Below are 23,256 nucleotides of genomic sequence, written 5' to 3'. Positions count from 1 at the left end.
TTCGCACCTCGGGCCTCCTTTTCACGCCCTCATAGTTCTTGCTTTGTTCTCTTGTGCGAGTATGCTTTATCCATGGCGGAAGCGGCAAAGGGACGGGGCGCGCGGTCGAATGCGAGCGGGCGGTTCGAGCCGGAGACCGTGGAAGCCTTCGATGACGGCTGGACCGGCGACGATGTCGAGGCCGCGCCCCTGCGCACGACCCTGACGCCCGAGCACGCCCGGACCATCATCGCAAAGAACACCAGTCCGGACATCGGCTTCGACCGGTCCATCAACCCCTACAAGGGCTGCGAACATGGCTGCATCTACTGTTACGCCCGTCCGTCCCATGCCTTCATGGGCCTATCCCCGGGCCTGGATTTCGAGAGCCGCCTCTTCTTCAAGCCCGAGGCCGCGCGTCTGCTGGAGCAGGACCTCTCAAAGCCCCGCTACGTCTGCAAACGCATCCACATAGGCGGCAACACCGACCCCTATCAGCCGGTCGAACGCGAGCTCAATTCGACGCGCTCGATCCTGGAGGTGATGCAGCGCTTCAATCATCCGTTCAGCATCATCACCAAATCGGTGCTGATCGTCCGCGACGCCGACATTCTGGGGCCCATGGGCCGCGCCGGCCTGGCCTCGGCCATGGTCTCGATCACCACCCTGGACCGCGGCCTCGCCCGCACCATGGAGCCGCGCGCCTCGACGCCAGCCAAAAGGCTGGAGGCGATCCGCCGTCTGGCCGACGCCGGCTGCGCGGTCGGCGTCGGCTTCGCCCCGGTCATCCCCGGCCTCAACGACCACGAACTGGAGTCGGTGCTCGAGGCGGCGTCGAAGGCCGGCGCGACCTCGGCCATGTATGTAACCCTGCGCCTGCCGCTTGAGATCAAGGATCTGTTCCGCGAGTGGCTGGCCGACGCCCGGCCTGACCGAGCGGCGCGCGTCATGTCCCTGATCCGCCAGACCCGTGGCGGCCGCGACTACGACGCCGACTGGTCCCAGCGCATGAAGGGAACCGGCCCGGTCGCCGAGCTGATCGCCGCGCGGTTCAAGGCCGCGATCAAACGCTACGGCCTCGATGGCCCCCGAAAGCCGCTGGACGAGACGCAGTTCCGCATTCCCGCCGACGCCCGGCCCCAGCTCGAACTTTTCGGCTAGTTATTTCATCAGCCCGGCAGATCGAAGCGCCTTCTCGATCACCTCCCTGACGCCGTGGCCCGCTCCAGCGGGCGCGCCCCGCGCGGGAGGCCGCGGGTCAGCCAGGTGCGCCCTGGATTGCCCGAGATCGAGGCGGCGGTCGGCGATGCCCCAGCCCTGTGCGATCTCCAGACTGGAGGAGACGCCTACGTCGAACATGTGCGGACCCGCCGTTCCGGCGCCATCGACACCTCCGGTCTTCAACGGGACGCCATGGCCCATTCCGGAAATGCGGTGCAGCTCAACGACCGGGGCGCCTGCAGGTGATTTCCAGACCAGGAATTCGCGACCGGCCGAGGTGCGCATCGTGACCGCCTCCCCGTCGATCCCGTGCAGTTCCCGCCATTGTCGCGCCAAGGCCTCGCCCGCTGCGGGCCGAACGATCGTGTCATTCTCACCGTGCCAGATCGAGAGCGGCGGCCACGGTCCCCGGTGGCCGGTAGCGGCCCGGACCTTGTCCGCCGAGCCCGGGCCGGCGACGCGGGTCTGACGCATGGCTCCGAACGCCTCGGCCAGGGAGTCGGCGGCGCCATACGCCAGTCCGGCGATTACTGCGCCCCCGGCGAACATCCCGGGCCGGGTCGCGAGCATGACGGCCGCCATGGCCCCGCCGGCCGACAGACCCGTGACGAACGTGCGGCGGGCGTCCAGCGCGTGATCGGCGAGGGCCCGCCCGACCATTGCAGCGATCGACGCGGCCTCGCCGCCGTCGCGCGCCGCATCACCCGGCTCGTACCAGTTAAAGCAAAGGTTGGGATTGTTGCCCCGCGTCTGCTCGGGGCAGAGGACGGCAAATCCGTAGCGGTCTGCGAGAGTCAGCCAACCGGCGGCGCGCGCATAGCCCTCGCCCGTCTGGGTGCAGCCGTGCAGGGCGACAACCAGCGGCGACTGCGGCGGCAGCCCAGGCGGGGTATAAAGCCGCATCCTCAGGGAGCCTGGATTGGGTTTGAAGTGGACATCCTGCAGACCGCCGGTTTGCCCATGCGATCGAGGCCTGGAGGGCCGCCAGTCCCGGGTCAGGGCGGCGGCGTTTTGTCCGAACAGGGTCACGATGGATCTCCGGCGCAGGCCCGACGGCCCTGTGCCCAAATGGTGATTGCTGCAATGCAACATGTAGTGCTGCAAGCGCACATTCACCTGATTTGTTGCATGTCATCCCTTCTTTCGTCGCCAGCTGCTGCTGGGGTGGAGTCAGCGCTTGAACACCCCTACCAACTCCACATGGGCCGACCACAGGAACTGATCCACCGGGGTGACCCGCTCCAACCGAAAGCCCGCGTCGATCAGCACCCGGGCGTCGCGGGCGAAGGTCACCGGATTGCACGACACGCCGACCACGCCCGCCGCCTTCGTCCCCGGCAGCTGCCTTGTCTGCTCCAGCGCCCCCGCGCGCGGCGGGTCCAGCACCACGGCGTCGCAGCCGCGCAGGTCGTAGGGGGCCAGCGGTCGGCGGAACAGGTCGCGCGCCTCGGCCGTGATCGCCTTCATCCCCGGCCCCGAGCCGATCCCCGCCTTCAGCGCGGCGATCCCCGGCGCCGACCCGTCCGCCGCCAGCACCGGCGCCACCGTCGCCAGCGGAAAAGTGAAGGTCCCCGCGCCGCAGAACAGATCCGCGATCTTCCGGGCGCCGCGGACCGCCTCGACCGCGCGCGCGACCATGGCGGCCTCCGCCTCCGGCACGGCCTGCAGGAAGCCGCCGGGCGGCAGGGGCACGATCGCCGGGCCGAACGCCACCTTGGGCTGCCGTTCCATCATCAGGGTCTCGCCCGCCAGACTCAGCCGCGCCAGACCAGCCGCGGCCGCCCCCTCAATCGCCCGCATCCGCGCGTCGCCCGACAAGCCGCCCGAGCGCCGCTCCACGCCCGTCACATCGACGTCCAGTCCCGTGAGGGTCGCGGTCACATGCAGGGTCGGGGCTGATTTCGGATGCTCCAGGAAGGCCGCCGCCACCCGCGCCAGCGCCGGAAAGGCCGCGACCAGCCGTGGATCGGCCACCGGACAGGCGCTCACCTCGACCAGCCGCCAGCTCTTTCGCGCCTTGAATCCCAGCACCACCCGCCCGTCCTCGCCGCGCCGCGCATGCAAGGCCAGTCGCCGCCGCGTCCCCGGCGGAACCGCCACCGTCGCCTCGATCTCGGTCTCGATCCCCTCTCGCGCCAGGGCGTGCCGCACCTGTTCCCGCTTCCAGTCCAGATAGGGCCCGGCCGCCCAGTGTTGCAGTGAGCATCCGCCACAGTCGCCATAGTGCGGCGAAACGGGCGCGATTCGCTCGGAGCTGGCCGTCAGGATCTGCGCCCCTTCCATTCGCCCGTCGCGAACCTCGCCCCGCACCGTCTCGCCCGGCAGGGTCAGAGGGGCGAACACGGGGCCGGCCGGCGTCTCGGCGATCCCGTCGGCCTGCCCGCCCATGCGGCTGATGGTCACCGTTTCCGTCATCGGCCGCTTCTAGAGGCTCCCGCCCTCCGGCGAAACCTGAACGAAGATGAACGGCCCGATCAAAGGCCGTTCAGTTTCACTGGTCTATTCCTCGTCGCCACAGCCAGAAGGCGCCGATGTTCGGGGCCCGCTCTGAAACCAGGATCATGCCGATGCTCGCCCGCCTGCCCCTCAAGAGCGCCCTTGGCGCCGCCGCCCTCGCCGCCGCCGGCCTCCTGTTGACTCCGGCGGCTGCCTCGGCCCAGTCCTACAGCTACCAAGGCTCGCCCCAGTCTTATGGCAGCTACAACAGCCAGTATTACGGCAATGACCAGCGTTCCGGTTATGGCTACGGGCAGCAGCGGGACTACGGCTACGACAACCGTGCCTACGGTCAGTCCTATGGTCGCTCTGGCTATGATTCCTGTGACCGCCGCCAGCGCCAGGGGACCGGCGCCGCCGTCGGCGCGACCTTCGGCGCGGTCGTTGGTTCGCAGCTCGGCGCTCGCGGTCGGCGCACCGAGGGCAGCGTCCTCGGCGCCGTGATCGGTGGCGCGCTCGGCGCTGCGGTCGGCGGCGACTCATCCCGTACCTGCAACAGCGGCTACAGCGGCGGGCATGTTCAGTACGGCAACGACTATCGAGGCGGCTACAGCGACCAATACCGCTACGGGTACAATGACCGCGGATACAGCAGCCAGCAGTACGGCTACGACGGCCGTTACGATGATCGCTACGACGACCGCGGCTATCAGTACCAGCAGAACGACCAGTATAGTCGGGACTGCCGCCCCGTCGCCGTCCAGACCCGTGACCGCTACGGCCGCACGGTCACCCGCTACCAGCAAACCTGCTGACAGAATTGCGTCGCTGATTATTTTTCAGCCCCCCTGTCGATCGGCGGCGTGACGGAGACCCCCGGTGGAGCAATCCACCGGGGGTTTTTCCATGTTGGAAGGGCGCTACCACTCGCCGCGCGGCGGCTCGCTGCCTGAGCGCGGGTTGGGGCTTTGGGCATGCGCGAAGCGCCAGGCCGCGTCGGGTCGACAAGGCGAAGCCTTGTGACCGCAGCCAACCAAGAGAGCCTATCGCCGCGACGCCCAGAGCAGGAACTCAATATTCCCGTCGCCGCCGGTAATCGGGCTTTCCGCCGTCGCCTGCACGGCCCAGCCCTCGCTCTCCAGCCAGTCCGAGACCGCGCTCAGCGCCGCCTGCTGCACGGCCGGCTCCTTGACCACGCCCTTCTTCGTTCCGCCCGGCCCCGCCGCCTCGAACTGCGGCTTGACCAGGGTGACGAGGTCCGCGTCCGGCGCAGCCAGTGACAGCGCCACAGGCAGAACCTTGGCCAGGCCGATGAAGCTGGCGTCGCAGACGATCAACTGCGGCGCCTTGGGGATCAGGACCGGCGTCAGATCACGGGCGTCTGTCTGCGCCAGATTGACCACGCGCGGGTCCGCCGCCACGCGGGCATGCATCTGGCCTGAGCCGACATCGACGGCGAACACCTTCGCGGCTCCGCGCGACAGACAAACCTCGGTGAAACCGCCGGTCGAGGCGCCGACGTCCAGCACCACCCGCCCCTCGACCACGACCGGCCAGAGCGTCAGGGCGTGATCCAGTTTCAGCGCCCCCCGCCCGACCCAGTGGTGGGCGGCGGCGTAGGCGACGACCGCCTCATCGCCCACGGCCTGCGAGGCGGCACTGGCGGGAACCCCGTTCACCGTCACGCCGCCGGCCTCGATCGCCGCCTTGGCCCGCGCCCGGCTTTCCGCAAGTCCGCGCGCGACCAGCAGCTGGTCGAGCCGCGTTTTCAACCCACCGCGTCCAGCCGCACCAGCGCCGCCTGCAGCTTCGTCTTGCCGGCCTCGGCCTCGGCCAGTTTCTGGCGCTGTTCGTCGACGACCTCGGACGCGGCGCGGTCGACGAAATTGGGGTTGCTCAGCTTCTTGTTCACATGGCCGATGTCGCTGTCGAAGGCCGCGATCTCCCTGGCCAGACGCATACGCTCCGCCGACAGGTCGATGATCCCCGCCAGCGACAGTGCGGCGGTGGCGCCGCCAGAGACGAAGGTCACGGTTCCCGAGGCGGCCGCTTCGACCGTGGACAGGTCGGACACCCGACCCAGGGTCAGGATCAGGTCGCGATGGCGCTCAATCCGCCCGGCCGTGGTGACGTCCGGGGCGATGAAGGCCAGGCCGGGCTTGGCGCCCTGGGGCACATTCATCTCAGCTTTCAGCTGGCGGATTTCCGTGACCAGATCGACCAGCCAGCCGATCTCGGCCTCAGCGCCCGCGTCGATGAAGGCGTCCGGCAGGTCGGGCCAGGCCGCGCCGATCAGGGTCGCCTCGCTCCGTGCCGCGCCATCGTCGGCCAGTTTCTCCCACAGCTCCTCGGTGATGAAGGGCATGATCGGGTGCATCAGCTTCAGGGTCTGATCCAGGGTCCAGGCCGTCATCGCTCGGGTCTCGGCCTTGGCCGTCGCATCCGCGCCCATGAACACCGGCTTGGCCAGCTCCAGATACCAGTCGCAGAACACGTTCCAGACGAAGCGGTACAGGGCCGAGGCCGCGTCGTCGAAACGCCCGCCCTCGATGGCTTCGCTGACCGCACGTTCCGCCTTGGTCAGTTCGCCGCGGATCCAGCGGTTGATGGTCTGATCGACTCCCGCCGGATCGAAGCCCTCGACGCGACGCGCCTCATTCATCTGCGAGAAACGGGCCGCGTTCCAAAGTTTGGTGCCAAAGTTACGATAACCTTCAATGCGTTGACGCGATAACTTGATGTCGCGCGTGCCCGACAAAATGGCCATGGTGAAGCGCAGCGGATCGGCGCCCAGCTCGTCGATGATGCCGAGGGGGTCGATGACGTTCCCCTTCGACTTGCTCATCTTCTGGCCCTTCTCGTCCCGGACCAGGCCGTTGATGATCACCCGTTTGAACGGAACGTCATCCATGAAGTGAAGTCCCATCATCATCATTCGGGCAACCCAGAAGAAGATGATGTCGGCCGCCGTCACCAGATCGCTGGTCGGATAGAAGCGGCGCAGGTCCTCGGTGTCGTCGGGCCAGCCCATGGTCGAGAACGGCCACAAGGCGGAGCTGAACCAGGTGTCGAGGACGTCCTCGTCCTGGGTCAGCGGCGTCTGGGCGCCATAGTGATGGCGCGCGGCGGCGCGGGCCTCATCCTCGCTCTCCTCGACGAAGATGGTCCCGTCGGGCCCGTACCAGGCCGGGATGCGATGGCCCCACCACAGCTGGCGCGAAATGCACCACGGCTCGATGTTGCGAAGCCATTCGAAATAGATCTTCTCATAACTCTTCGGCTCGAAGACCGTGTCGCCCTGCTCCACCGCCCTGATCGCCGGCTGGGCCATTGTATGGGCGTCGACGTACCACTGGTCCGTCAGCCACGGCTCGATGACCACGCCCGAGCGGTCGCCGTGCGGGATCACGTGACGGGTCTTCTCGATGTCCTTCAGCCAGCCGTCCTCCTCGGCGCGGGCGACGATGGCCTTGCGCGCGGCGAAGCGGTCCATGCCCTCGTATTCAGCGGGCACGTCGGGCGTGTCGGTGGCGGTGATGCGGCCGAAGGCGTCCATGACGTTCAGCGCCGCCAGCCCGGCCCGCTTCCCGACCTGAAAGTCATTGAAATCGTGGGCCGGAGTGATCTTCACCGCGCCCGAGCCCTTGGTCGGGTCGGCGTACTCATCCGCCACGATCGGAATGCGGCGACCCACGAGCGGCAGGGTCACGAACTTGCCGACCAGCCCCTCATAACGCGCGTCGCCCGGATGCACGGCCACGCCGGTATCGCCCAGCGTGGTCTCCGGCCGGGTCGTCGCCACGACGATGTAGTCGCGGGTCTCATACTCCGTCGGCTGCCCGTCGCCGTCCCAGGCGACCGGGTGCTCATAGGTGACGCCGTCCGCCAGCGGATAGGCGAAATGCCAGTAGGAGCCGTCCATCTCGCGCTGCTCGACCTCGAGGTCCGAGATCGCCGTCTGGAAATGGGGGTCCCAGTTGACCAGCCGCTTGTCGCGATAGATCAGACCTTCCTTGTGCAACTGGACGAAGACCTTGCGCACCGCGGCGTTCAGCCCCTCGTCGAGGGTGAAGCGCTCGCGGCTCCAGTCGCACGAGGTGCCCAGCCGGCGCAGCTGCTGGACGATGGTCCCGCCCGACTCGGCCTTCCACTCCCAGACCCTGGCCACAAAGGCGTCGCGGCCCATGTCACGGCGGCTGATATTCCCCGCCGCCGCCAGCTGGCGCTCGACCACCATCTGGGTGGCGATGCCGGCGTGGTCCGTGCCGGGCAACCACAGCACCGCCTTGCCCTTCATCCGGTGATAGCGGGTCAGGATGTCCTGCAGGGTGTTGTTCAGCGCATGGCCGATATGCAGCGAGCCTGTCACATTGGGTGGCGGGATGACGATCGAATAGGCTTCGGCGGCTCCGTCCGTCTTCGGAGCAAATACGCCGCTGTCCTCCCACATCGCATACAGGCGCGGTTCGGCGGCGGTCGGGTCGAATGTCTTGTCGAGCATTGGGAGGGGTCTTCAGACAAAAGATAAGGGCGGCCCCGACTGGAGCCGCCCCGGAATGATCTAGCCTTGATCGGGTCGCGGGTGAAGTCAGCCGGCGTTGCGGGCGATGCGTTCGACTTCCTTGCGTACCTGGGCCTCGACGATGGCGGGCAGGTTGGCGTCCAGCCATTCCCGCAGCATCGGCCGCAGCAGGCTGCGGGCCAGTTCATCGACGGTGGGGCCGGAGCCGCTCGAAGATTCCATAGGTTCAGGCTTTCTGACCGTAGAGGCCAAACCGGCGAAGGCCGAGGCGGCGCTGGCCGCGGCGCTGTCGCCGACCAGACTGTCACGGGCCGGTGCGGGTGCTGACGCGGGCTCGGGCGCATAGGCCTCGACCGGTTCATCGACGAAGACCGACTCAGCGACCGGAGCGCTGGGGAAGGGCTCTGACGGCGAGATGTCGAGATCGCCGAGGCTCTCGGCGGCCGGGGCCTCATAGGCGTCGGTCAGTTCCAGCACATCCTCTTCGGAGGCATGCGGCTCTTCCATTGACGGGGTTTCGTCCATCAGGGCGGACGAGACGAGGGGTTCGGGCTCCGGGGAAGCTTCCGGAGCCGGTGCGGCGGCGGCGGCCGGCGCAGTCTCGGCCGGAGCGTCGTCTTCGGAAATGATCCGGCGGATCGACGCCAGGATTTCCTCCATCGTCGGTTCCTGGGCGGTCTGGTCGGTCATGTCGAAACCCCGGGGCGCGCGTCGAACGCACGATCAAGTCCAATTGCGGCAAGGAAGAGGAGACCCCTCCCACACCATGTCGTCGCATCTCAGCCCGCTGGAATCAACGGGCGTTTTCGCGTCACAGGTTAACAGACGCAGCCGACAGTCGCGCGACAGGCGACCTGACGATGGTCAGTCGCGCGGCGCTGTCATGACTGTTTCGGACTTCAACTGGACGTCGATCGGCGCATCAGCGGCGTCGTTGGCCGGGACGACGGGCGGAGCGGCGAGACGGTCGATGGCCTCGACGATCCCGTCCCACGGCAAGCCGCCGCGGTTGCGCACCCGGTTGTAGTTGGCGGCCGGATCATAGACGGTCATGGCGGCGTCCAGATCCGCGCCTTCCAGCCGGCCCATGGCGGCCAGCAGACGGGACTGGGCGACATATTCGTTGCGACGGGCGCTGGCGAGGGTGATCTGGGCGTTGCGCAGTTCCAGCTCCTGGTTCAGCACGTCGAGCGTGGTGCGCAGGCCGACCTGAGCCTCCTGCCGCACGCCTTCGGCGGCCACGGTCGCGGCGCGAACGGCTTCCTCGCCGGCCTGGAGCGTGGCGCGCGACGAGATCGACTGGGCATAGGCCGAGCTCACCGCCTGCAGGGTGTTGCGGCGCTCACCCTCGACATTGATCTGGGCGACATTGGCGCGTTCCAGCGCCTGGGCGACGCGCGAACTGTTCAGCCCACCGGTGAACAGCGGCACCGAAACGGTCGCGCCGGCCTGGAAGCGGGTCTCGTCGGCGATGTCGTTCAGATTGCCAAGATCGTCCGTCGAGCCGCCGTAGGAGGCTGTCAGGCGCGCTGACGGCATGTATTCCGCCCTGGCCGCCGCCACATTGGCCTCGGCGGCGCGCTGGCTGTAGGCGGCCGAGCGGATGGCCGGATTGTCCAACAGGGCCACGTCGAGGGCGTTGTCGAAATCGGTGGGGATGCCCGGCAGCACCGGCATCGGCGCCAGATCACCCGGGGCCTGACCAACGACGGCGGCATAGGCCGCGCGCGAGACTGACAGCTGGGCCCTGGCATTGGCCAGATCCGCCTCGGACTGGGCCAGCCGCGATTCGGACTGGGCCACGTCGGTGCGGGTGATCTCGCCGACTTCGAACCGAGCCGAGGCTTCTTCCAGCTGGCGTTGCAGCACGCCGAGGTTGGACTGGCGGATGGCCAGGATTTCGCCGTCGCGGATCACATCGGCATAGGCCTGGATCACCGAGGCCAGGACGGTCTGTTCGATGTCGCGCAGGTTCTCGCGCCCGGCCAGGATGTTGGCCTCCGCCGCCGAGATGCCGTGACCGATGCGTCCACCCGACCACAGGGTCTGGGCCAGGCCTATGCTGGCCCCGCCGGTGTCGCTGTCCGGGTTGCTGAAGGGCCTGCCGCTGTAGTCGCGGGCATAGTTGGCGGTCACGGTGAGATTCAGTTGCGGCCGCAAGCCGGCGCGCGCCTGGACGATCGACTCATCCAGCGCCCGCTGGTTGGCCCGCTGGGCCAGCAGTGACGGGTTGGTCTGATAGGCCAGGGCCAGCGCGTCCTTCAGCGTTTCGGCCCACGCGGGGGCGCCCATGCCGGCAATCACGGCGAAGACGGCGACCGAGGCGAGCGCGCGCGTACGTTTCAGCATGTCTGTTCCTGCCTGACGCTGGGAAGCGCGCCCTTCGTATCTCATAGGTCTGATGCGGGACCGTTTACGCCCACGCCAGTTAAGTTTTTTTCACGCGGCCGCCGGGCAAGTCCGTCGACGTCGGCGATCCTACAGTGCGAAGATAGGAATGGGCGAGAGTTCCGCCAGCATCGGCGGCGCGGCGTTGAACAGTTCGCGGCGGGAAACCCCATGCTCGCCCCGCACATACAGTACAGCCTTGCCCACCGGGCCGGTGCGTTCGACGACCGCCATCCGTCCCCCGACGTTCAGGACTTTCAGCCAGGCCTCCGGCCGCCCGGGGATCGCGGCTTCGCAGACCATGACGTCATAGCCGCCCTCAGCCGGCGCGCTGAGCGGCGCCGTCACCGTACGCACACCCTCTTGCGCCAACACCTCACCGACCACCCCGAACACGGCGTCATCCGACTCCTGGGCGGTCGAAGCGAGACCAAGCCGCGCCAGCACCGCGGCGGCGTATGGCGCCGCCAGGGCAAGCGCCGCCTCGCCCGGCTTCGCATCCAGCGCCATCAGCAGTTTCGACAGGTCGCGCGCCAGCATCAGCCGGCGCCCGCCCGCAATCTCGGGTTCGATCTCGGCATAGGCCGAATACGCCCGTTCTGACGGCAGGAACCGCTCGCGCGGCACGGCCAGAAGCGCGGCCTGCAGGGCGCGGTCAGTCACATCGTTCACGCGGACCTGGCTGTCGACCATGACCTTGCGGGCAGCGGCGAAATCCATGGAGCGACGATCCTGCGGCTATGGGCGCCCGGCGACAGCCGGGAAATCTGGCGCGCTTATAGGTCTGTGCGTTGCGGGGGACAATCCGATCTGATAGCGAACGCCCCTCGCGATGGCGTGGCCGTTTTCAACGGCCCAGGGCCTGATGGCGGAGTGGTTACGCAGAGGACTGCAAATCCTTGCACCCGAGTTCGATTCTCGGTCAGGCCTCCATCGCGATTTCGATCCCCGCCGCTCCCGTCACCGCTGACAAGCGTTGATTGTGGGTTTGCGGCGCAATGCCCGTTTCGGTGAGCCCTTTCCTGTGGTTAAGGTATGCGGGCAGCCGGGGGGGCGAAAGATGCCGAGCCGTATTGATCGACTGACCGACCGCGAGCGCCAATGTCTTCGCCTCGTCCATGCGCACATGAACTCCAAACAGATCGCCCGACGTCTGGGCATCAAGCCTTCGACCGTCGATCGCCACTGCGAAAACGCGGCGCGCAAGCTGAACGCCTCCGGTCGGATTGATGCGGCGCTCCTTCTCCTGGCCGAACAGACCGTTCCGAATGACTCGGTATCCGAACTGGTCCCAATCGCCCACCTCGCCGCCACAGGTTCTTCTGGGCCAGCGAAAGGGACCATCAATGACCAATACCGAAGGACAGTTGCCGGGCATCAGCTGGGCGGAGCTTCAGACAGTTCTTCTCTCACTGGCCGATACCCCGGCGAAACAGATGATGGTGAATCATCTGGTCAGTGGAACCCGCAAACAGGCGGCCTTCCTCTCTCCGGACTCCACCTTCAGGGAGATTCTGCACATCGGGGCGGCATTGCTGGATTCCGGTTTCCAGCCTTCGGAATCGGACATGAAGTCCTCGGCCGCGTCCTGTTTGTCTTCACCATTGCCGCAATAGCCGCTCTGGTCCTGACGAGCGTCATTGGCGCGGAGCGGTTCGCCTTCGTTCTGCAAGGCATCCGCTACGGGAACTGATCCGCGTCGCTTCTTGAGAATAGGGTGAGCGAATGAAACGCAGTGAACATGCGGCGACCGTTGTCGCGCGCCTGGCGACGGACCTGTTTCAGGCCGAAGCCAGCCAGGACGAAGCCGTCAACCAGCTCGGCCGACTGGCCCAGTCCCTGACCAGAAGCCGTCGCGAGGCCGGCCTTTCGGCCACAGTGGGACAGGCGGCGTTCGACGCCTTGGCCGATGCGGTCACGGCGCAGATCGGGGCGCAGCGAGCGATGGTCGCGCTTCACGAGGCCTTGGCTGATGTGAAGCAAAAAACCTCCTTCCGCGGCGTTCAGATGGGCGGCATGGAGAAGGCGGAGAATCCGCTCCCGCGGCCTGTGGGGCTTGCGCTGGTTTCCTGATTTGGCGATGCCAGAGTCATGTCGCCCATCTATGCAGTTTCCCTGGTGTTGCTCATCGTGTCCGCCGCCCTCGCACTCTGGCGCGGCGGCCGGTGGGAACGCGCTACTGCGGCCGTTCTGGTCCTGGTGTGGATCGGGACGGCCCTCGCGCATTTCGACTCGCTGAATCCGCCTTGGGTCATCATCGGGCTCGACGGCGCGACCTTGTTGTTCCTGCTGTATCTGGCCCTGTACTCGAAACGCCGGTGGACGATCTGGGCGACCGCGTTCCAGTTCCTGCTGATGGCCAACCACCTCGCCTTCGTCCGTTTCCACGAACTCGAACAGTGGGCCTACGTCACCGCCTACTACGTCTGGGGCGACGCGGTCCTGCTGTCGCTGATGGCCGGCGCGATCTGGCGGGCGCGCAAAACCACTCCCGCGGTCGCACAGAACCCCGGGAACATGGACAGAGCGGAAAGGTCCGAACTGCGGTCAGGCGACCGGCGCGGTGATCCAGCCGATGACGCTGGCGGCGCTGACGCCCGCTGCGACGATGCCGACCGCCAGCGCGATGCGCGCATTGCGGTGAATGAAGACGAAAACGCCACCGAACATGATTGAACTCCCCCCGGACGCCCTACAGCGACACAGCTGTGCCGGTTCATCAAGGTGTACAAAGCGTTAATCGCGATTTGGTGATCGATTCACGCCTGTCTGGTGAAATGATGCAGCGCAATTCCACTGGCGACCGAAACATTCAGCGAATCAAAGCCGCCTGACATCGGTATCCCGACCGGCCGGCAGCGTTCGATCACGGCCGACGTCAGTCCCGGCCCCTCCGGCCCCAGCACAATGGCGACCCGGCCGCCCCGCGGCATCGCATCCAGCGGCTCGGCCGCGCCCGGCGTCAGCGCCAGCACCTCGAACCCCGCCGCCCTCAATCCATCAACCATGGCCAAGGCGTCCAGACCGGTCGCCATCGGCGTTCGCAACACCGCGCCCACGGAGACCCGGATGGCCTTGCGATAGAAGGGGTCGCAGCAATGTGCGTCCAGCAGCACCACCCCGGCGCCGAAGGCCGCGGCGTTTCGGAACACCCCGCCCATATTGTCGTGATTGCCTATCCCGCACGTCGCAACGACGACGGCGTCCGGCCCCGTTCCGTCCAGGCAAGCCTCCAGGGACCGGACCGGCGGCTTCTCGCCCAGCGCCAGTATCCCCCGGTGCAGGTGAAACCCGGCGATCGCATCCAGCACGGGCTGGCTGGCGACATAGACCGGCGTGTCGTCCGGTGCCCCGGCGAGCACGCCCGCCAGCCCTTCGACCCGTTTGCTGTCCAGCAAAAATGCGACCGGGCGGCACAGCGACCGGTTCGACATGAGCACATTCAGCACCACCTCGCCCTCGGCCACAAACAGGCCCTGCCTGCCCGTCAGGTCCCGTTCGCGGATGTCGCGGAAGCCGGCGATGCGCGGATCATCGGGCTGGTCGATACGGATCACGGCCAAGATCGGATATTTCCCGTTGCGTCACTCTGACTCGCGCTGCTATAGCGCCCGCCTTCCCGAGAGGAAGTGTTCCGCGGTAGCTCAGTGGTAGAGCAGCCGACTGTTAATCGGCTGGTCGTAGGTTCGAATCCTACCCGCGGAGCCACTCTTTCCCACCACAGCGTCAGACCGAAAAAAAGCCCGACGCGAGCGCCGGGCTGAGGAAGTTCGGTGATGGTGGGTGTCCTCGAAAATGGAAGACGTCCTTCCGTTGCCCTGAATTGGTTAATCGATCGTAAAACGGTCACTCGGCGTCCGGCAACCAGGTCGTCTGCCGCCCGCCGGCCGGGCCGCTCCAGACCACGCGCCAGCCGGCGCCAGCCCGCTCGACCTGCGTCCCGCCGCCTTCCGCTACCCCTGCCCCCTCGCCGGGCCAGAGGAAGGCCCTTCCGCCCACGCGGATCTCGTCCGGTCCCATCGATGGGGTGAGCACCAGGCTCCAACGGCCCGAGGCGTCCGGAGTCACCCGGCCGCTCTCGCCCCCGGCCTGAAGATCGATCGGCGGGCCCGCAGGCTGACTGCGGCCCGAAACCAGCCGCATCCGGCCGTCGCTGTCGACCGCGCCCAGCACCGGCGCCCGGTCCAACCGCCGCGTCGCCCCACCGGTCCGCAGAATTGCAACGGGGCCCCGCCCCCCCGCTACGATCAGCAGCCGTTCCGGCGTAGCGGCGGCGTCCTGACCCACCTGCGTCTCGGGCCGCAGCAACAGGTCGCCGACCGGAGCGATCATGCGAATCTCGAACCGGCCCTGATCATCGGCCGCCGCGGCATGGGCGGGACCGGAATCACTGCGCAGAACCACGCGGGCGCCCGGCTCCGCCTGCCCCGAGAAAACAAGACCGCCCGGAATGCGCTGCACCGAACGAATCATCGGCGGGCGGGTCCATCCCTCCGCCGCAGCCGGGGCGCTGGCCTTCTCCGCCGGCGCGGCCGTCGGCGGAGAACAGGCTGCGCTGGCGACGCACAACAGCACCACTATCGCCGACTTGCCGAACATGGCCCGTTTCATCGCGTGCATCCGACCGCTAGGAGTATCGGTCCAGATAGCGCGCCGAGGCGGCCGTTGTCTCCCATCCGTGTTCCCGAGGCTCCATGTCTTCGCCTGTCGTCATCCAGCCCTTCGACGGCCAGTCCGTCTGCCTGTTCTGCGGTTCGTCCGATCTTTCCGACCCGGCCTATACCGCCGCCGCCCGCGCCTTCGGCGAGCAGACGGCCAGGGCCGGCTGGCGGCTGGTCTATGGCGGCGGCGGAGTCGGCCTGATGGGTGCTTCGGCCCGGGCCGCCCATGCAGCCGGCGGGCGGGTCCTGGGCGTCATGCCTGGCTTCCTGCGTAGCCGCGAGCGTCTGTTCGACGACGTCGAAACCCTGATCGTGCCCTCGATGCACGAGCGCAAGACCATCATGTACGACCAGTCCGATGCCTTCGTCGTCGCCCCGGGCGGCGTCGGGACGCTGGAAGAGGTCATCGAGGTCCTGTCGTGGAAGCGGCTCGATCTCCACTCAAAGCCGGTCATCTTCCTGAACCTGAACGGCTTCTGGGAACCATTGCTGGCCGTGATGGAACACAGCATCGCCGAGGGCATGACCCCCGCCAGCTTCCGCCAGGCCTGGGTCGTCTGCGACACGGTCGAGGGCGCGATCGAGGCCATGCAGGGCGCGGGCGACATGCCGCACTTGCAACATGATCGCCGATAAGTAATCACTGGTCAGTCAGCCGGTGTCCATAGGTTTCTTTTAGAGACCCACCTTGACAGTTGCGTATGAAAACGGACATTGGCGCCACGGGACGGATGACCGCTCCCGCCAAACCGGAGACCTCCCCATGCGTGCTCTGCTCATCGCCGCGGCCCTGTTCGCCGCCGCCCCCGCCCTTGCCCAAACCCCGGCCACCAGCGCCGTCCTCGCCGACGCCGCCCGCGCTCCGGCCGCCGCCACCATCATCGACGGCGCCTCCTGGCGTTGCGAAGGCGCGACCTGCACCGCCAGTGGCGGCGCCAACCAGCCTGCGACCCGCGCCTGCCGCCGCGTCGTGGCCCGCTTCGGCGCCGTGTCGGCATTCAGCTACAAGGGCGTCGCTCTGTCGGCCGAACAGATCGCGGCCTGCAACGCCTGATCGACGCCGGCCACGGTGCCAAGCAAGGGCCACCCCTTCGCGGGGTGGCCCTTGTGTTGTTCAGTCGCGGGTTGGAACGGGGGATGAACGCAGGTAGCTTCGCCGTATGACCGGCGATACCCTCACCCTGCGGCCTGCTCTCGGTGCGATTGTTCCGATGGCGATCGTCTCGGCCTTCTTCCTGTTCGTCGGCATCGGCGCGCTGAGCGAGATGCAGGGAACCGATGAATGGAAATCCATCAATCTGGCATCCAGCGGAGCATTGATCGTCTTTGCTCTTTGGGCGGGACTTCTGGTTCCAACCGCCCGAATTCATCTGACGCCGGATAGCCTGTTTCTGAGGCGCTTCTGGCACACCCGTTGGCGCGTTCCGCGAGCCAGGGCTGTTCTCTGTAGTGGTGGAGTGGGGCCCGAGGGTTTGCTACCGGGAATGGCCGTCTACGATTCCGGGACGGACAAGAAGATTGGGGAAATCCTCGCCGCCCAGTTTCACCCGGGCGATCTTCAGCACCTGCAAAGGATGCTCACGGGCGGATGTTCTGGAACCCGCCCTGTTACCTAGGCCGTCTCGCCGCTCAACCGTTTGACGATCCGCTCGCGACCGATCATCGGCGCGAGCGTCGCCATGTCCGGGCCATGCGCCTGGCCAGTGATCATCATGCGTAACGGCAGGAACAGCGCCTTGCCCCTGGCCCCCGTGACCTCCTTCACGGCCGCCGTCCAGACCGGCCACAAGGTCTCGTCGATCGTCTCCGGCAGGACGGCGAGCGCAGCCGCGGCGAAGGCTGCGTCCTCGATCACTGGTGTAACAGGTCCGCGCACGATCGTCGTCATTTCAACGACATCACTGAACTTCTGAAGATTGCCACGCACCCCGTTCCAGAAGCCTTCACCCAGGTCGGCGTCCAGTTCGGTCAGCCGCGGCCGCGCCGTCACATAGTCCATCCCATGCAGCGACTGGGCGTTCAGCCGGTCCAGATCGGCCGTGTCGTAACGTGCCGGCGACCGGCCCATTTTCGAGAAGGCGAACCCGGCCCCCAGAGCGCCGATCGACGCTCCGACCTCCAGCGGGTCCGAGGTGCCGATCCGGCCAAGGTGGCTGGTGATGGCGATCGGCTCATAGCCCTGCTCGCGCATCTCGGCGATCGACAGCGACCCCAGCCGCTTGGACAGGGCCTGGCCGTCGGCGCCGACCAGCAGCGGCATGTGCGCAAACGCCGGCGTCGGCCCACCCAGCGCCTCAAAGATCTCGATCTGCGCCCCGGTGTTGGTGACGTGGTCCTCACCGCGAATGACGTGGGTGATGGCCATGTCGATGTCATCGACGACCGACGGCAGGGTGTAGAGGAACAGCCCGTCCTCGCGGATCAGGACGGGGTCGGACATCGAGGTTGTGTCCACCTCCGCATGGCCACGGGCCAGATCCTCCCAGGCCACGCGGCGGCCATCCAGCTTGAAGCGCCAGTGCGGGCGACGGCCCTCGGCCTCATAGGCGGCCTTCTCGGCCCCGGTGAGCTCCAGCGCGGCGCGGTCGTAGATCGGCGGCAGGCCGCGCGACAGTTGCACCTTGCGGCGGCGGTCCAACTCCTCGGAGGTGTCGTAGCAGGGGTACAGCCGGCCCGAGGCCTTGAGCCGGGCGGCGGCCTCCTCATAGCGGTCGAACCGCCTAGACTGGTTGTAGCGCTCGTCCCAGACCAGACCCAGCCAGGTCAGGTCGTCCTCGATCCCCTGTTCGAACTCCGGCGTCGAGCGCGCCAGGTCGGTGTCGTCGATACGCAGGACGAATGAGCCGCCCTGCCCTTTCGCAAACATCCAATTGACCAGGGCGGTGCGGACATTGCCGACGTGCAGCCTACCCGTCGGCGACGGGGCGAAACGGACCTTGACGGACATGGGCAGTCGACCTTGAAACGCGAGGCGCGCTAGGTCGCGCTCCGGACCCTTCAAGTCAAGGCGCGGGTTGGCTCCGCTTCGTCGTCATGATAGACTGGTGGCCATCATGAACGCCCCGGTCCAGATCCGAAAAGCCGAGACCGTAGAGCGCCTGAGGCGTTTGGCGGCTTTCGAGGGAAAGACGATCACCGACCTCGTCGACGAGATGGTGCGCGAACGTGATGAGCGACTGACAACGGAGCGAGAGGCTGAAATCCAGCGCAAGATCGTCGCAGTGAACGAGATTGTCGCACATTTCCAAGCCCTGCCGATCGTTGGTCCGTTGCTGACTGACGACGATCTTTATGACGAGGACGGCCTGCCGAAATGATGGTCGTTGACGCCTCGGCGCTCGTGGCCATCCTTCTCAACGAACCCGAGAAGGCCGACTTCATCCGTGCCCTGACATCGACTCCAGGTAACTTGTCGCCGGTTGGCTATTGGGAGGCGCACACCCGGCTGCATTCGTTCAAAGGCGCGGCCGGAGTGGCAGACCTCGAGGCACTTATCCAGATGTTCGAGATTCGCATTGTGCCCGCCGATGGCGACACGGCCCGAACGGCGTCCCGGACTCAGGTGAAGTTCGGCAAACGCACTCCGGCCAGGCTGAATCTCGGCGACTGCTTCGCCTATGCCCTCGCGCGGGAGTTAAACGCGCCCCTTCTCTACAAGGGCGACGACTTCACCCGGACCGATGTGAAATCGGTCCCGCCGGTCTGACCCGGCTCAGTCGTCCCGGTGGACCCGTTCGCGGCGCTCGTGCCGCTCCTGGGCCTCGACCGACAGCGTCGCGGTCGGGCGGGCTTCCAAGCGGCCGAGGCTGATCGGCTCGCCGGTCTCCTCGCAATAGCCGTAGGAGCCGTCCTCGATGCGGCGCAGCGCCTCATCGATCTTGGAGATCAGCTTGCGCTGGCGATCGCGGGTGCGCAGTTCCAGCGCCCGGTCGGATTCCGACGACGCCCGGTCGACCAGATCCGGATGATTCTCCGTCTCGGCCTTCAGGTTGACGACAGTCCCCTTGGACTCGCGAAGGATGTCATCCTTCCAGTCCATCAGCTTGCCCCTGAAATAGGCCAGCTGCCGCTCGTTCATGAACGGCTCGCTGTCAGACGGCCTGTACCCGGCCGGCTCGACAATCTCAGACGCCAATGCGGTCATAGTTCGCACTCACGGTCTTTAACAGCGCCCCCCTGTGGCGCAGCCCTGCCTATAGGGAGGACGAAGAGTCGCGGCAACAACACTCGCGCGAGCGTTACCGGTGAAGCTGAGAGTCCGTTCGAGACCGTGACATTTCTTCATCACCCGGCGCTCGCCGACCCCGCTTTTTCAAGGATTTCGGAGACTTATGCTGCACTGCGGCGTAAATCGGCCTTGGCCAGCTCCACCGCGGCACGCAAATCGATCTGGTCCAGCAGGTTGTTCAACCCTTCGTCAGCGTCAACCGGACGTTCTTCTCTCAACGTCCGCGTCAGCCGATCCAGCGCGCCGTCGCCCGCCTCGCCCATCAACAGGGCCAGTTTCAGCTCCTCCAGCCGGTCCAGCAGGCCGCCGCCACGACGAATCGCCCGCCGCCGACGCTCGGCGACATCCTCAACGCCCTGCAGCGCCATCAGGGCCGAGACATCGGTCACGCTGGACGGTGCGGAGGCCGGGCTTGTGGCGCTCGCGCCGGCGGCCGAGCCGGCGGACGGCACAGAAAAGCCGCCGCTGGCGCGTGCGCCGCGGGACCCTTGGGCCAGGGATGGTCCAGACGGACCTGTAACCTTCATGGCATGCGACTCCAGGACAAGCCCGACCATCATCGGCGTCGCGTCACCGTTTGGTTAACAGCCCGGCAGTTTCTGCCGTGATCACACGGTGCGAGACCGCCTCTCCTGCTGTTTTTTCTACACTTTTTTGTGGCACGGGGCTGGCATCACACGGGACGCAACAGTTCGTGGATGCCGCGCCTATGCAGAACCTGCTCGCCACTCTCCTGACCGCCGCCGCCCTGGCCGGAGTCGCGTCTCCGGCCCTGGCCCAGTCGCGCATCAAGGACATCGCCGCGATCGAGGGCGTCCGCTCCAACCAGCTGGTCGGTTACGGCCTGGTCGTCGGGCTGAACGGCACGGGCGACAGCCTGCGGAACTGCCCCTTCACCCGGCAGTCGCTGGAAGGCATGACCGAGCGCCTGGGCGTCAACATCCGCGGCTCCAACGCAAACTCCAAGAACATGGCCGCCATCATGGTCACGGCCGAGTTGCCGCCCTTCTCCACCCCGGGCGCCCGCATCGACGTCAATGTCTCCTCGATGTGCGACGCCAAGAGCCTTCTGGGCGGCACCCTGCTGGTCACCAGCCTGCAAGGCGCGGACGGTCAGGTCTATGCGGTGGCGCAGGGGTCGGTCCAGACGGGCGCCGTCTCGGGCGGCGGCTCTTCGGGCTCGTCGGTCACGCGCGGCGTCCCCACGGCCGGCCGCATCGCCTCTGGCGCGACGGTGGAGCGCGAGACCGGCTTCCATCTGGCCAATATGACCGAGGTCCGGCTGACCTTGCGCAATCCGGACTTCACCACGGCCCAACGCATGGCCACAGCCATCAACCAGGTCTATCCGAACACCGCCCTGGCGGAGAACGGCACCGTCGTCGCCCTGCGCGCCCCGGGCCAGATGGGCATGGCCGGCTTCATCAGCCGCGTCGAGAACCTCGAGGTCCAGGTCGACTCCCCGGCCCGGGTCATCATCGACGAGGTCAACGGCGTCATCGTCATGGGCGACGCCGTCCGCGTCTCCACCGTGGCCATCGCCCAGGGCAATCTGACCATCTCGGTGCAGGAAACCCCGTTGGTCAGCCAGCCCGAACCCTTCAGTCGCGGCGGACAGACCGTCGTCGTCCCCCAGTCGGACGTGGCGATCGAAGAGGATCTGGGCCGCCAGATGCGCATCGTCGGCGGCGGCGCCTCCCTGTCGACCCTCGTCAACGGCCTCAACGCCCTCGGCGTCAGCCCGCGCGACATGATCAGCATTCTGCAGGCCATCAAGGCCGCCGGCGCCCTCCAGGCCGAAATCGAGGTGATGTGATGAGCGACCCGATCATCTCACCCGCCACCCTGCCCCCGGCGGCGCCGGCCGTCCCCACCGCCCGCATGCGCGAGACGGCCGAAGCTTTCGAGGCCTCCTACCTGTCGCAGATGCTCAAGCCGATGTTCGAGGGTCTCTCGACCGAGGCCCCCTTCGGCGGCGGCGAGGCCGAGGGCACGTGGCGTGGCTTCCTCGTCGAGGCGATGGCCAAGCAAGCCGTCCGCGGCGGCGGCATCGGCTTGGCTGATCAGGTCGTCGCCCAGATGCTGAAGATGCAGGAGCAGGGTCAATGACCGATGCCGCAAAGCTGAACGCCACCGCCCGGGTCCGTCAGCTGATCGACCTGACCAACCGCCTGACAGCGCGGCTGAGTGAAGAGTCTCGAATCTTCGAATCCCATCGCCCCCATGACGCCGCCGCCGCCCTGGCCGGGACCCAGGATCTGGCCAACACCTACCGTCGCGAGTCCGCCCAGCTGAAGGCCAATCCTGCCTCGGTCGCCGCCGCGCCGGCCAGCGACCGTATCCTCCTCATCCAGGCCACCGAGGCTTTCGAGGCCGTCCTCTCGCGCCACGCCCGCGCCGTCGAGGCCGCCCGCATCGTCTCCGAAGGCCTGGTCAAGACCATTGCCGCCGAGGTCGCCGGCCAGCGCGGCAGCCCCACGGCCTACGGCGCCTCGGGCAAGGCCAACGCCGGCGACGGCCGCGCCGTAGCCTTCAACCGCCAGGCCTGAACCGGGCGCAGCTTCGCCGTCGATCTGATTTGAATTCCGGGTGCCGGAGGGCGTTAGAAGCGGTGCGGCGTGTCGCGACGGGCGCGAATCCGAACCCGCTTGGACCGTGGCAGGCTGAGAGCATAGACGAGCGCCAGCAGCGTTGCGGAAAGGGCGAAACCGATTTCCAGGGCGCTGATCATGACCGTCAAACTCCAGTGATACTCACTCGAAGTCGGAAGATGGGGTCGAAGCGGCTGTGGTGCAAGCCATTTCAGCAATAGCCCGGCTGACGAGACCGTGAGACGGTGCGGTCAGAGGAGAGATCATGCGCCCCATCCAGTCGTTCGCCGTCATCACCCTGGTCGCCGCCCTGGGGGCCTGCGCCCATACACCCGGCGCCCTGGCGACCGCCCCGGACTATGCGCCGATCGCCGGCGATCCCGCTCCGCCCAACGCCCGCCTGTATGCCGACTGCATCGGCCAGGCCGCCTCGACCGGCGATTTTCGCCGGGCCTCCGACGGCGGCGGGGACGAGTTGATCCTGTTCACCTGCACCGGCGCGCCCGCCCGCGCCTTCTACGACGCCCTCGGCCCGTGGAGCGCCCGAATCGGCTCCGCCTTCGACCATGACGGCCGCAGCTACCGGTCGACGGCGAAGGTCCAGATCAACATGTTCGGCGTCGACTCCTGCTCGGCCGCTTCCGGCGCTGACCATCGCTGCGTGGTCACCTTTAACGCCGGCGATTTCCTCGACGGCGATTAGCCGCAATGGCGGACCGGCCGCCGGCCGCATAGGTAAGGCGGGTGAGCCTGTCAGATGATCCCGAAACCCGTCGTCAGGCCGTCGTCCGGCGCATCGACGCCGAGACCGGCAACGGTTCCGGCGACCGGCGCTTGACCTGCGCCTGCTGACATCTTCTGTCAGCAGGGGTGGCGGCCATCACCGTGTTCCTACATTGTTCTTGCTGAATCGCGCGAATTGATCCCCATATAGCGGCGTCGCGCCGGACCCCTCCCGGCTCCACCGCGTTCCCGGATTCCATGACCGAAAAGCACAATTTCATCCGCGTGCGCGGCGCCCGCGAGCACAATCTCAAGGGCGTCGATCTCGACATCCCGCGCGAGAAGCTCGTGGTCATGACCGGCCTGTCCGGCTCGGGCAAATCCTCGCTCGCCTTCGACACCCTGTATGCGGAAGGCCAGCGCCGCTATGTGGAATCGCTATCCGCCTATGCGCGGCAATTTCTGCAATTGATGGAAAAGCCGGACGTGGATTTGATCGAGGGGCTG

General features: G+C 67.1%; 27 protein-coding genes, 2 tRNA genes and 2 pseudogenes. 18 read left to right on the top strand and 13 right to left on the bottom strand.

Features of this window, described 5'->3' with window-relative positions:
* Positions 1-72 precede the first annotated feature (72 nt).
* Complete coding sequence (locus tag Q8K49_RS00165; RefSeq protein WP_305303408.1) at positions 73-1,140, top strand: PA0069 family radical SAM protein; 1,068 nt, start codon at positions 73-75, stop codon at positions 1,138-1,140.
* On the opposite strand, the gene Q8K49_RS00160 is transcribed toward Q8K49_RS00165, so the two are convergent.
* Together Q8K49_RS00160 and Q8K49_RS00155 are read right to left on the bottom strand one after the other, a co-directional pair.
* Positions 1,141-2,103, bottom strand: coding sequence for a PHB depolymerase family esterase (locus Q8K49_RS00160; RefSeq protein ID WP_305303407.1), 963 nt, complete (start codon positions 2,101-2,103; stop codon positions 1,141-1,143). It abuts the gene before it with no gap.
* Positions 2,104-2,370: 267 nt separating this feature from the next.
* The gene (locus Q8K49_RS00155) at positions 2,371-3,615 is read right to left on the bottom strand and encodes a class I SAM-dependent RNA methyltransferase (protein WP_305303406.1); all 1,245 of its coding nucleotides are present in this window, start codon (positions 3,613-3,615) and stop codon (positions 2,371-2,373) included.
* Positions 3,616-3,833: 218 nt separating this feature from the next.
* On the opposite strand from Q8K49_RS00155, the gene Q8K49_RS00150 reads away from it, so the two are divergent.
* Positions 3,834-4,451, top strand: coding sequence for a glycine zipper 2TM domain-containing protein (locus Q8K49_RS00150; protein ID WP_305303405.1), 618 nt, complete (start codon positions 3,834-3,836; stop codon positions 4,449-4,451).
* A 228-nt stretch (positions 4,452-4,679) separates the two neighbouring features.
* Here the strand turns inward: Q8K49_RS00150 and Q8K49_RS00145 are convergent, their stop codons facing one another.
* From Q8K49_RS00145 to Q8K49_RS00125, 5 genes are all read right to left on the bottom strand, one after another.
* Positions 4,680-5,408, bottom strand: coding sequence for a TlyA family RNA methyltransferase (locus tag Q8K49_RS00145; protein WP_305303404.1), 729 nt, complete (start codon positions 5,406-5,408; stop codon positions 4,680-4,682).
* Positions 5,405-8,137 carry a valine--tRNA ligase gene (locus tag Q8K49_RS00140; protein WP_305303403.1) on the bottom strand — a complete coding sequence of 911 codons (2,733 nt, stop codon included), beginning with the start codon at positions 8,135-8,137 and terminating at the stop codon, positions 5,405-5,407. The genes Q8K49_RS00145 and Q8K49_RS00140 overlap by 4 nt, the downstream gene beginning before the upstream one ends.
* A gap of 87 nt (positions 8,138-8,224) precedes the next feature.
* Positions 8,225-8,848 (bottom strand): DUF2497 domain-containing protein, encoded by a 624-nt coding sequence (locus Q8K49_RS00135; RefSeq protein ID WP_305303402.1) that lies wholly within the window; start codon positions 8,846-8,848, stop codon positions 8,225-8,227.
* A 174-nt stretch (positions 8,849-9,022) separates the two neighbouring features.
* The gene (locus Q8K49_RS00130; RefSeq protein WP_305303401.1) at positions 9,023-10,507 is read right to left on the bottom strand and encodes a TolC family outer membrane protein; all 1,485 of its coding nucleotides are present in this window, start codon (positions 10,505-10,507) and stop codon (positions 9,023-9,025) included.
* Between the two features lie 129 nt (positions 10,508-10,636).
* A complete protein-coding gene (locus Q8K49_RS00125) occupies positions 10,637-11,266 on the bottom strand; it encodes a protein-L-isoaspartate O-methyltransferase (RefSeq protein WP_305303400.1) in 630 nt (209 codons plus the stop codon).
* Positions 11,267-11,405: 139 nt separating this feature from the next.
* Between Q8K49_RS00125 and Q8K49_RS00120 the strand changes: the two genes are divergently transcribed.
* The 5 genes and pseudogenes from Q8K49_RS00120 (at position 11,406) to Q8K49_RS00100 (ending at position 13,222) form a co-directional block, all read left to right on the top strand.
* A tRNA-Cys gene (locus tag Q8K49_RS00120) sits at positions 11,406-11,479 on the top strand.
* A gap of 127 nt (positions 11,480-11,606) precedes the next feature.
* Positions 11,607-11,729, top strand: a pseudogene (locus tag Q8K49_RS14780) (LuxR C-terminal-related transcriptional regulator); the annotation flags it as partial.
* Positions 11,730-11,892: 163 nt separating this feature from the next.
* Positions 11,893-12,162: a hypothetical protein gene (locus Q8K49_RS00110; RefSeq protein WP_305303398.1), complete on the top strand. Its 270-nt coding sequence runs from the start codon at positions 11,893-11,895 to the stop codon at positions 12,160-12,162.
* 109 nt (positions 12,163-12,271) lie between these two features.
* Positions 12,272-12,619, top strand: coding sequence for a hypothetical protein (locus Q8K49_RS00105; RefSeq protein ID WP_305303397.1), 348 nt, complete (start codon positions 12,272-12,274; stop codon positions 12,617-12,619).
* A gap of 57 nt (positions 12,620-12,676) precedes the next feature.
* A complete protein-coding gene (locus Q8K49_RS00100; protein WP_305303396.1) occupies positions 12,677-13,222 on the top strand; it encodes a hypothetical protein in 546 nt (181 codons plus the stop codon).
* An 83-nt stretch (positions 13,223-13,305) separates the two neighbouring features.
* On the opposite strand, the gene Q8K49_RS00095 is transcribed toward Q8K49_RS00100, so the two are convergent.
* The gene (locus Q8K49_RS00095; RefSeq protein WP_305303395.1) at positions 13,306-14,109 is read right to left on the bottom strand and encodes an RNA methyltransferase; all 804 of its coding nucleotides are present in this window, start codon (positions 14,107-14,109) and stop codon (positions 13,306-13,308) included.
* A gap of 70 nt (positions 14,110-14,179) precedes the next feature.
* Between Q8K49_RS00095 and Q8K49_RS00090 the strand changes: the two genes are divergently transcribed.
* Positions 14,180-14,254: transfer RNA gene (locus Q8K49_RS00090), tRNA-Asn, on the top strand.
* Between the two features lie 138 nt (positions 14,255-14,392).
* Here the strand turns inward: Q8K49_RS00090 and Q8K49_RS00085 are convergent.
* Positions 14,393-15,157, bottom strand: a complete 765-nt coding sequence (locus tag Q8K49_RS00085; RefSeq protein ID WP_305303394.1) for a hypothetical protein — start codon at positions 15,155-15,157, stop codon at positions 14,393-14,395.
* A gap of 83 nt (positions 15,158-15,240) precedes the next feature.
* On the opposite strand from Q8K49_RS00085, the gene Q8K49_RS00080 reads away from it, so the two are divergent.
* From Q8K49_RS00080 to Q8K49_RS00070, 3 genes are all read left to right on the top strand, one after another.
* On the top strand, positions 15,241-15,843 hold the full coding sequence (locus Q8K49_RS00080; protein ID WP_305303393.1) for a TIGR00730 family Rossman fold protein: 603 nt from the start codon (positions 15,241-15,243) through the stop codon (positions 15,841-15,843).
* A 127-nt stretch (positions 15,844-15,970) separates the two neighbouring features.
* Positions 15,971-16,261 (top strand): hypothetical protein, encoded by a 291-nt coding sequence (locus Q8K49_RS00075; RefSeq protein WP_305303392.1) that lies wholly within the window; start codon positions 15,971-15,973, stop codon positions 16,259-16,261.
* Between the two features lie 106 nt (positions 16,262-16,367).
* Positions 16,368-16,823, top strand: coding sequence for a hypothetical protein (locus Q8K49_RS00070; RefSeq protein ID WP_305303391.1), 456 nt, complete (start codon positions 16,368-16,370; stop codon positions 16,821-16,823).
* Here Q8K49_RS00070 and gltX read toward each other — a convergent pair.
* Complete coding sequence (gene gltX, locus Q8K49_RS00065) at positions 16,820-18,154, bottom strand: glutamate--tRNA ligase (protein ID WP_305303390.1); 1,335 nt, start codon at positions 18,152-18,154, stop codon at positions 16,820-16,822. The two genes, Q8K49_RS00070 and gltX, sit on opposite strands and share 4 nt — an antisense overlap.
* Before the next feature lie 106 nt (positions 18,155-18,260).
* Between gltX and Q8K49_RS00060 the strand changes: the two genes are divergently transcribed.
* Positions 18,261-18,524 carry a type II toxin-antitoxin system VapB family antitoxin gene (locus Q8K49_RS00060; protein ID WP_305303559.1) on the top strand — a complete coding sequence of 88 codons (264 nt, stop codon included), beginning with the start codon at positions 18,261-18,263 and terminating at the stop codon, positions 18,522-18,524.
* The gene (locus Q8K49_RS00055; RefSeq protein ID WP_305303389.1) at positions 18,521-18,913 is read left to right on the top strand and encodes a type II toxin-antitoxin system VapC family toxin; all 393 of its coding nucleotides are present in this window, start codon (positions 18,521-18,523) and stop codon (positions 18,911-18,913) included. Before Q8K49_RS00060 ends, Q8K49_RS00055 begins: the two co-directional genes overlap by 4 nt.
* A gap of 6 nt (positions 18,914-18,919) precedes the next feature.
* Here Q8K49_RS00055 and dksA read toward each other — a convergent pair whose 3' ends face one another.
* The gene (dksA, locus tag Q8K49_RS00050; protein ID WP_305303388.1) at positions 18,920-19,351 is read right to left on the bottom strand and encodes an RNA polymerase-binding protein DksA; all 432 of its coding nucleotides are present in this window, start codon (positions 19,349-19,351) and stop codon (positions 18,920-18,922) included.
* Positions 19,352-19,536: 185 nt separating this feature from the next.
* Positions 19,537-19,962 carry a flagellar assembly protein FliX gene (locus tag Q8K49_RS00045; RefSeq protein ID WP_305303387.1) on the bottom strand — a complete coding sequence of 142 codons (426 nt, stop codon included), beginning with the start codon at positions 19,960-19,962 and terminating at the stop codon, positions 19,537-19,539.
* A gap of 182 nt (positions 19,963-20,144) precedes the next feature.
* On the opposite strand from Q8K49_RS00045, the gene Q8K49_RS00040 reads away from it, so the two are divergent.
* From Q8K49_RS00040 to Q8K49_RS00030, 3 genes are read left to right on the top strand one after another with little or no spacing between them, the layout of a single operon-like run.
* Positions 20,145-21,251, top strand: a complete 1,107-nt coding sequence (locus Q8K49_RS00040; RefSeq protein WP_305303386.1) for a flagellar basal body P-ring protein FlgI — start codon at positions 20,145-20,147, stop codon at positions 21,249-21,251.
* Positions 21,251-21,544, top strand: a complete 294-nt coding sequence (locus Q8K49_RS00035) for a rod-binding protein (protein ID WP_305303385.1) — start codon at positions 21,251-21,253, stop codon at positions 21,542-21,544. The genes Q8K49_RS00040 and Q8K49_RS00035 overlap by 1 nt, the downstream gene beginning before the upstream one ends.
* Positions 21,541-21,984, top strand: a complete 444-nt coding sequence (locus Q8K49_RS00030) for a flagellar basal-body protein FlbY (protein ID WP_305303384.1) — start codon at positions 21,541-21,543, stop codon at positions 21,982-21,984. Before Q8K49_RS00035 ends, Q8K49_RS00030 begins: the two co-directional genes overlap by 4 nt.
* A 53-nt stretch (positions 21,985-22,037) precedes the next feature.
* Here the strand turns inward: Q8K49_RS00030 and Q8K49_RS00025 are convergent, their stop codons facing one another.
* The gene (locus Q8K49_RS00025) at positions 22,038-22,166 is read right to left on the bottom strand and encodes a hypothetical protein (protein ID WP_305303383.1); all 129 of its coding nucleotides are present in this window, start codon (positions 22,164-22,166) and stop codon (positions 22,038-22,040) included.
* Between the two features lie 125 nt (positions 22,167-22,291).
* On the opposite strand from Q8K49_RS00025, the gene Q8K49_RS00020 reads away from it, so the two are divergent.
* Both Q8K49_RS00020 and Q8K49_RS00015 read left to right on the top strand, forming a co-directional pair.
* Complete coding sequence (locus Q8K49_RS00020; RefSeq protein ID WP_305303382.1) at positions 22,292-22,729, top strand: hypothetical protein; 438 nt, start codon at positions 22,292-22,294, stop codon at positions 22,727-22,729.
* 278 nt (positions 22,730-23,007) lie between these two features.
* Positions 23,008-23,256: pseudogene (locus tag Q8K49_RS00015) on the top strand (excinuclease ABC subunit A); the annotation flags it as partial.

The organism is Brevundimonas sp., from assembly GCF_030682035.1.
Lineage (GTDB): Bacteria > Pseudomonadota > Alphaproteobacteria > Caulobacterales > Caulobacteraceae > Brevundimonas.
This window is presented reverse-complemented; position numbering and strand designations above follow the sequence as displayed.